The sequence below is a fragment of the Specibacter sp. NPDC078692 genome (assembly GCF_040686835.1).
Taxonomy (GTDB): Bacteria; Actinomycetota; Actinomycetes; order Actinomycetales; family Micrococcaceae; genus Specibacter.
In genome coordinates this window covers 21,639-28,250 of the sequence record NZ_JBFBLV010000041.1, presented here as the reverse complement: position 1 = coordinate 28,250, position 6,612 = coordinate 21,639, and the positions used below count along the sequence as shown (strand labels likewise).

At 62.2% G+C, this 6,612-nt stretch carries 6 protein-coding genes; 1 reads left to right on the top strand and 5 read right to left on the bottom strand.

Translation table 11 applies throughout. The annotated features are described in order from the left end of the window. Positions 1–88 precede the first annotated feature (88 nt). The 3 genes from AB0O97_RS18730 to AB0O97_RS18720 form a co-directional block, all read right to left on the bottom strand. Positions 89–1,345 carry a TIGR01906 family membrane protein gene (locus tag AB0O97_RS18730; protein WP_363884715.1) on the bottom strand — a complete coding sequence of 419 codons (1,257 nt, stop codon included), beginning with the start codon at positions 1,343–1,345 and terminating at the stop codon, positions 89–91. A 117-nt stretch (positions 1,346–1,462) separates the two neighbouring features. Further along, positions 1,463–2,368, bottom strand: coding sequence for an SGNH/GDSL hydrolase family protein (locus AB0O97_RS18725; RefSeq protein ID WP_363884713.1), 906 nt, complete (start codon positions 2,366–2,368; stop codon positions 1,463–1,465). 105 nt (positions 2,369–2,473) lie between these two features. Next, positions 2,474–3,466 carry a stage II sporulation protein M gene (locus AB0O97_RS18720; protein ID WP_363836897.1) on the bottom strand — a complete coding sequence of 331 codons (993 nt, stop codon included), beginning with the start codon at positions 3,464–3,466 and terminating at the stop codon, positions 2,474–2,476. 50 nt (positions 3,467–3,516) lie between these two features. Here AB0O97_RS18720 and AB0O97_RS18715 point away from each other — a divergent pair, with 50 nt between their 5' ends. Beyond that, positions 3,517–4,317: an RDD family protein gene (locus AB0O97_RS18715; RefSeq protein ID WP_363884711.1), complete on the top strand. Its 801-nt coding sequence runs from the start codon at positions 3,517–3,519 to the stop codon at positions 4,315–4,317. Positions 4,318–4,362: 45 nt separating this feature from the next. Here AB0O97_RS18715 and AB0O97_RS18710 read toward each other — a convergent pair whose 3' ends face one another. Together AB0O97_RS18710 and AB0O97_RS18705 are read right to left on the bottom strand one after the other, a co-directional pair. Beyond that, positions 4,363–5,601 (bottom strand): Ig-like domain-containing protein, encoded by a 1,239-nt coding sequence (locus AB0O97_RS18710; protein ID WP_363884709.1) that lies wholly within the window; start codon positions 5,599–5,601, stop codon positions 4,363–4,365. A 173-nt stretch (positions 5,602–5,774) separates the two neighbouring features. Further along, the gene (locus tag AB0O97_RS18705; protein ID WP_363884707.1) at positions 5,775–6,578 is read right to left on the bottom strand and encodes an MBL fold metallo-hydrolase; all 804 of its coding nucleotides are present in this window, start codon (positions 6,576–6,578) and stop codon (positions 5,775–5,777) included. Between the last annotated feature and the right edge of the window lie 34 nt (positions 6,579–6,612).

Here is a 6,612-nt window from a genome sequence, read left to right as displayed (position 1 = left end):
CCCCGGAGCACGTCAAAGAAGGCGGGGTCGGTGATGTCGCTCCGTCTGACTCGACGGGGCTCCGTCGGAGTCGAAGGAGACTGGGCGGCTACGCTGCCCGGCGGCCCGGACGCGAGGCAGCGGCAACAGCTTCGCGGCGGTCCTTGGTGGGCCAGGTAAACGCCATCGTCAGTGATGAGACCACCAATACGAACGCACCGATGAAGATGCCGGAGTCCATCCAGAATTGGCTGGGAAACAGCCGGATGAGAGTGTCGTCGGTGTAGAACGTCCAGGTGCCGTCGGCGAAGAAAATCTTGTGGAACTCAGCGAAGAACCGTTCCCAGCCAGTCACGGCCACCACGCCGAGCCCAATAATCAGAACCAGTGTGAGGATGGATCCGGCGAACAGAGCCCGACGGTTGCCGCCAAAGCTGCGGCGCGAGAGGTAGATCATGCCAACCACCATGATGAGGGCCAAGGCCAAGGCGCTCAAAAACGCCATAACAATGACGGCCTTGACGTCGGCCATGTGGCCCACTTCACGGGTGAGGAATAAGGGGTTGCCAATGTCGTTGACCAAATCCCCCAAGTATCGCGCTGGGGCAAAGTTGAGCAGGTAGTCCACCGTGTAGGAACCGTAGGTTACCCGGTCTTCGGTGCTGAAGCCGAAACTGTCGGCGGGGAATCCCGGGCGGTGGTATTCAATCCATAAAAAGGTAGAGGTAGTGACGAGCCTGATGGCCAGTACCAGCAGAACGATCGGGTAGAAAACAGCGATCAACACTTGGAACACACGGGTCAGCACGGGTTTGGTGTTGGCGGCTTTTTCTCTGGCGGCTTGGCGTTTAGCCAACTCTTCAGCCGAGGGGCGCTGAGCTGCGCTGTCCTCGCCGGAGAGTTCCGCTGCCCCAACGTTGTCAGCTCCGCCCGCACCGTCCTCTGAAACAGTCTTGGCCAAGGCCGCCGCAATTTCTTCGTCGCTGGGAAGCGCCGGCATGCGCGACGCCGGACGCATGGGTTCGTCGGCTTCCTTCATCTTGATCTTCGAGACGCCACGTTCGGCAGCGGGCACCGCCGCACGGGGCACCGCCGCACGCCGGGCACGGGCCTTCTCGGCGGCACGAGCCGTCTCTGCAGCACTTGCCTCACTCGCAGCAGCACCGTCCAGCTGAACCCGCGCAGCTGGGCTGTTCTGAGTCAGGTTCTCCGCTGCAGGGGCGCTCTGCGCATGGCTCTCCGCTGCAGGACTGACCGACCCATGACTATCCTGGGCCGGGCGTTCTTGGGCCGGATTGTCCACTGCCGGGTCAAGGGTCGTTGGATCGAGGGATGTTGCGTCTTGGGGCTTTAGGTTCTCGCTCACAAGTCGAAAGGATACCGGCCGGGGGCCACCCCTGGGCGCTGCCACCCCGTGATGTTGTCAAACTGTCACCGGAACTAACCATCAGTACCGTTCCTTAGCACTGGTGTCCATGTTTGATTACGGCCCGGTCTCCGTGCCTGAATCTGTCTCTGAAGGGGGCGGCATCGCAGCCTCAACGACCTGTTGTGGCATGGTGAGCGGGACCTCTTGCAGCGGAGCTGGCACCGGCCGTTTGGCGCCGAATCCGCCGGTTGCGGACTGGTGGCGGATGCCCCGCAACATGTAGGGCACCAGATAGTCTCGCGCCCACTGAATTTCACCCACCCTTGCCTCGCGCCAGCTTTTCGCCGGGAGTGGTTTAGGCATCAGCGGCTCAAGTGCGTGCGGAACGTTGAGTGTGTCCAGCACCATCGAGGCAATGGCATGATGGCCCAGTGAGGAGGGGTGCAGCCGGTCAGGGCCCCACATTCGGGAATCGTGCAGTTCAGTCATGGCCCACAGATCAGCAATAATGGCGTCGTGGTGTTCGGCGATGCTGCGCATATTCTCGTTGAAGATGGCGATCTTAGTCCGGAACTGCCCCATCACCGTGGACCGGCCAGCATCTGGTCCGGCAAAAATCACCACCGTCGCCCTCTGCATACGAAGGCGCACGACAGCCTCTTCCAGGAGTTCAGCCAGTTTGTCCGGGTCAGCTCCGGGGTGCAAGAGATCGTTCCCGCCAGCTTGGATCGACACCAGATCCGGGTGCAGCGCCAACGCCGGGCCTATCTGGGTCTCCACCACCTCGTGCAGCAGTTGGCCCCTGACCGCCAAGTTGGCGTAGGCAAAGTCCGGCACACCCACGCTCAGCTCCTCCGCGGCCCGGTCCGCCCAACCGCGGTATCCGCCAGGGCTGCGCGGTTCGGGATCGTCCAAGCCTTCCGTGAAGGAATCCCCCACAGCCACAAAGCGGCGCCAAGGGTGCGGAGTCACCGGCTTGCTTGCACCTGCCATGTCCCGGGGTTGCGCATCAAGTCCCATGCCCCCATCCTGCACCGCGGGTCACCGTGAGGGGAAGAGTAAGCCACTGACCCAAGGAGGAGAAGAAGGAACTATCTCAACAACAACCTGAACAACAACGCAGGTTCAGGCTGAGCGGATGGAGGCTCCGGCGTCGTCCGCGTCAAGGTCACCGAGCTCCCCGGCACGCACCGCCCGGCCGCCCAGAATCAACGTATAAGCCCAGTACGCGGCCAAGACCAGCGCGCCGATGGTGATCTTGGCCCAGACGGGCAGCGGGCTCGGCGTGACATAGGCTTCGACCAGGCCCGAGACGAACAGCACCAGGACCAGGCCCACGGCGACGGTCATGAGGGAGCGACCCTCGAGCGCCAGCGAATCCAGGCGAGTGCGGGGTCCGGGACTCACCCACGCCCAGAAAATGCGCAGTCCCGCCGCGCCGGCAATGAAAATGGCTGTCAGCTCCATGAGTCCGTGCGGCAAGATGAAACTGAAGAAGACATCGCCCTTGCCGTAGGCGAACATGGCGCCGGCGGTGAGGCCGACGTTCTGGGCGTTCATGAAGATTTGGTACGGGACAAAGGCGCCCGTGATCCCAAAAGCCACGCACTGGGCGGCGATCCACGCATTGTTGGTCCAGACCGCGCCCGCGAAGGAGGCAGCCGGGTTCTCCGAGTAGTAGTCGACGAAGTCGTGGTTGACGAGTTGCTGCAGTTGGGCATCCGTACCCAGTGCCGCCTGGACCGCAGGATCCCCCGCCACCCACAGAGCAAAGAGGCTGGCGATGGCCACAAACACGGCGCCAATGATGAGGGTCAGCCAACGCACCCGGTAGAAAGCAGCCGGCAAGGCAATGACGAAGAACCGGGCAATGTCCACGAAGATATTACTCCGGGCCCCCGTGAACCGCGTCCGCGCGTTGGCCAGAATGGCGGAGAGCGAGGCTGACAGGGCGCTCTCGGCCGTCACGGAGCGGATCAGCGACAAATGACCGGACACGCTTTGGTACAAATGCAGTAGTTCGTCCGCTTCAGGACCGTTCAGGCGCCGCTTCCGGGCAAGCTCATTGAGCCGTTCCCATTGCGGGCGGTGTACCGAAGTAAAGGCATCCATGTCCATTCGAACCAGCATATAGGCCCGACGGGCGTGAGCGTGGATAGACTGTTTTCATGTCCGCAATCATCACAGGCGAAGCCGTTGTCCTCGAGCTGCGTCCCGCTTCCTTTGCCGCCCGCTCCGTGGCCACCGCCATCGACGTCTTGACCACTGTGCTGGTGGCTTTCGGGCTGTTCTTCCTGCTGGCTTCGCTGGATTCCGCCGTGGATCCGACCGCGATGCGCGCGATCATTCTCAGTGTGGTGGTGGGATTGCTAGTCATTGTCCCCATCACGGTGGAGACGCTCAGCCGCGGAAAGTCTCTGGGCAAGCTCGTCATGGGGCTGCGGATAGTGAGGGACGACGGCGGTTCCATCCGTTTCCGTCACGCCCTGGTTCGGGCGATGCTCGCCGTCCTGGAAATTTACATGACGCTAGGTTCGGTGGCCTGTCTGGTTTCGCTGTTCAACGACAAATCCAAACGACTCGGCGACATGTTGGCTGGCACTTACGCCATTCGCGACCGGGCCCCGAAGGCCACGCCCCTGCAGGTTTCCGTGGCTCCCGAGCTGGCGCAGTGGGCTGTTCTGGTAGATATTGGCCGGCTGCCCGATCCGCTGGCCCGGCGCATTTCCGTGTTCCTGCGTCAGGGTTCGGCCATGGCCGGGCCCTCCCGCTTCGCCATGGCCGTGGAACTTGCTGGTGAAGCGAGCGCTTATGTAGCCCCGCTGCCAGCCCCGGGCACCGATCCGACGGTATTTCTCTCGGCCCTGATCTGTGAACGTCGCGACCGGGAACACCTTCGCCTCAGCATTGGCGCAGACCGGGCAGCCTCCGTGCGCGGCCAGTTGGCCCGCCACGGCGTGAATTCCTAGCGCTTTCTTAGCGCGAGTGCTTAGCGCGAGGCGTAGTCGGTTTTATTAGCGCGAGGCGTAGTCGGCGAACGCGAAGTTCCAGTCGCCGAAGCCATCCGTGGGGGCAATCGTGTCATTCGGTGTGCCAACCGTGTGGACCAGGTCGCCGGGGCGCATGTTATTAAACACCCAGCCGGCGCCTTCATGCGAGAGCCCGATGCAGCCGTGAGACAAGTTGGTGACACCAAGGTAGGGAAGGGCGTACGCGGTGGCCTCGTGAATGAAGATGCCGCTATTGGAGAGCCTGGTGGCAAACTGCACATCCACGCTGCCGTAGTCGCCGGGGTCGCCCGGCTTCAAGCCAATGGTTGAGGCCTTGAAGGTAGCATAGCGCTGCTTATCAGCAGTGAGCACCATGAAGCCGGAAGCAGAGGGGAAACGTTCATCGCCCATCGATGCTGGGAAGGTTTTGGCCAGCTGGTCGTTGACGAAGATGCTCACGAACTTGTTGGCCGCGTCGGCTTCCATGATGACCTTGTTACCAACGTTGACGTTGTAGTTCCGGTTGGCATTGTAGATCATGCCGTTGCCCAGATCCATGCCGAAGAGGGCCATGTCCACATTCAGCACGGTGTTTGCTGGCCAGTAATACTCGGCACGGTATCGCACCATGGTGTCCGAGTACCAACGGAAGGCACCTTGTTGACCGGTGCTGGTGGTGACCTTGATGGCCTTTTCCACGGCTTCCTTGTTGACCACCGGCTCGCTGAAGTTGAACTCCAGCGGCTGGCCAACACCTACGGTGGAATCGGCGGCCGGGTACACCCAAGCGTCGGCTTCGTGCGAAGCCGGCACGGTGCTGAAGGCGCTGTGCGTGGTGGACTTGTTGCCGGTGGCGTTCTCTGCGGTGACGCTGAAAACGTAGTCGGTGTCGAATTTCAGGGGCGCCTTGGAAATCCACTTGGTGCCACTGACGACCAGTTCGCCTTCGACCGGCGTCCCAGTGGCTTTTTCTTCCAGCACGGCTTTAGCAATAGTTCCGTTGGTGACCACTGCTGCGATTTCGTTGGCCGGGTTGACGGCTTCCGTGCCGGTGGCGGGGGTGAACTCGGTGGTGGCGGGTATGGCTGGCGGGGTGGAAGGCGCTGCACTGGTGGCGGCTACGGATTCACTGGCGGCTGGCGCTGCGCCGTTCGGCAAAGCACTGCAGCCGACTCCCGTGACGACCATGCCCAAAGCGACCAGTGAGATCAAGGTATTCCGCAAGCCCTTGCGGCTTCTCTTGGTCTCTTCCAACTCAGCCATGCAAACTCCCCATTCGGTGGACAAATCCACAATCATTGGTCGTGGTGCAAAATACACCAACACCCAATTTTACGCCACCATTAGCGCTCCCACGGCCAAAACGGGCCTAGACGCAGCTATGTTGTGAGGTTGTTATGAGCCCGCTCTGTCAAGCAACGATCTGATTGCAGCCCTCATCCACGCAGGTAAGTCAGCTGTGCCTCGACAGATAGCTGGGCAGCACCCTGCAGGTTCTCCGGAATGTCCCCATAGACGATCGCTGCCACCTGAGCTGCGTCTGGCTCTTGCGTTCCGTCCTTCTGGAGACGTTCGACGGCGTTGCGCACCTCGGCGATCCGCCCCGCCCGGTGTTCCTCATAAGCCTTCGCTGCCGCGGCGATATCTGCCAGCACCGGACCGTGCCCCGGCAGGACCGGAACAGGATTGCCTCCGGAACCACCCCGGCCGCGAAGCGCAGCGAGGGAAGCCAGGTAATCCCCCAACCGGCCATCCGGGTGGCAGATCACGCTACTGCCACTGCCGAGAATAGTGTCGCCGGTCAGGATGACCTGTTCAGTGGGTCTTTCAGCAGAGCTCACCACAAAACAGAGCGAGTCACTGGTGTGTCCAGGGGTGGCGAGGACCTCGATGGTGAGACCGCCAGCCTGGCTGAGTTCGCCGTCGGACAGGGCCGTTCCGCCATGGCAAAACTCCGGCAGGGCCGCCCGCACGGGTGCTCCTGTGAGTTCGTGGAGCCGGGCGCTGCCGTCGGTGTGGTCGCCGTGATGGTGGGTGATCAGGATCAGTTCCACGGCACCGGCGCCAGCGAGTTCACTCAAGTGTTCCTCGAGCAGCGGGCCGGGATCAACCACGACCACACCGGGCGCACCCGGGGCGGACAGGACGTAGGAGTTAGTCCCGTCCAGGGTCATGGGGCCGGGATTTTCGGCCCGCCTACGCCGCACAAAGCTCCCGATAGTTTCCCATGCTGCACTCATGACTACCCCTAGCTCCGTTGGTTGGTGGCGTACC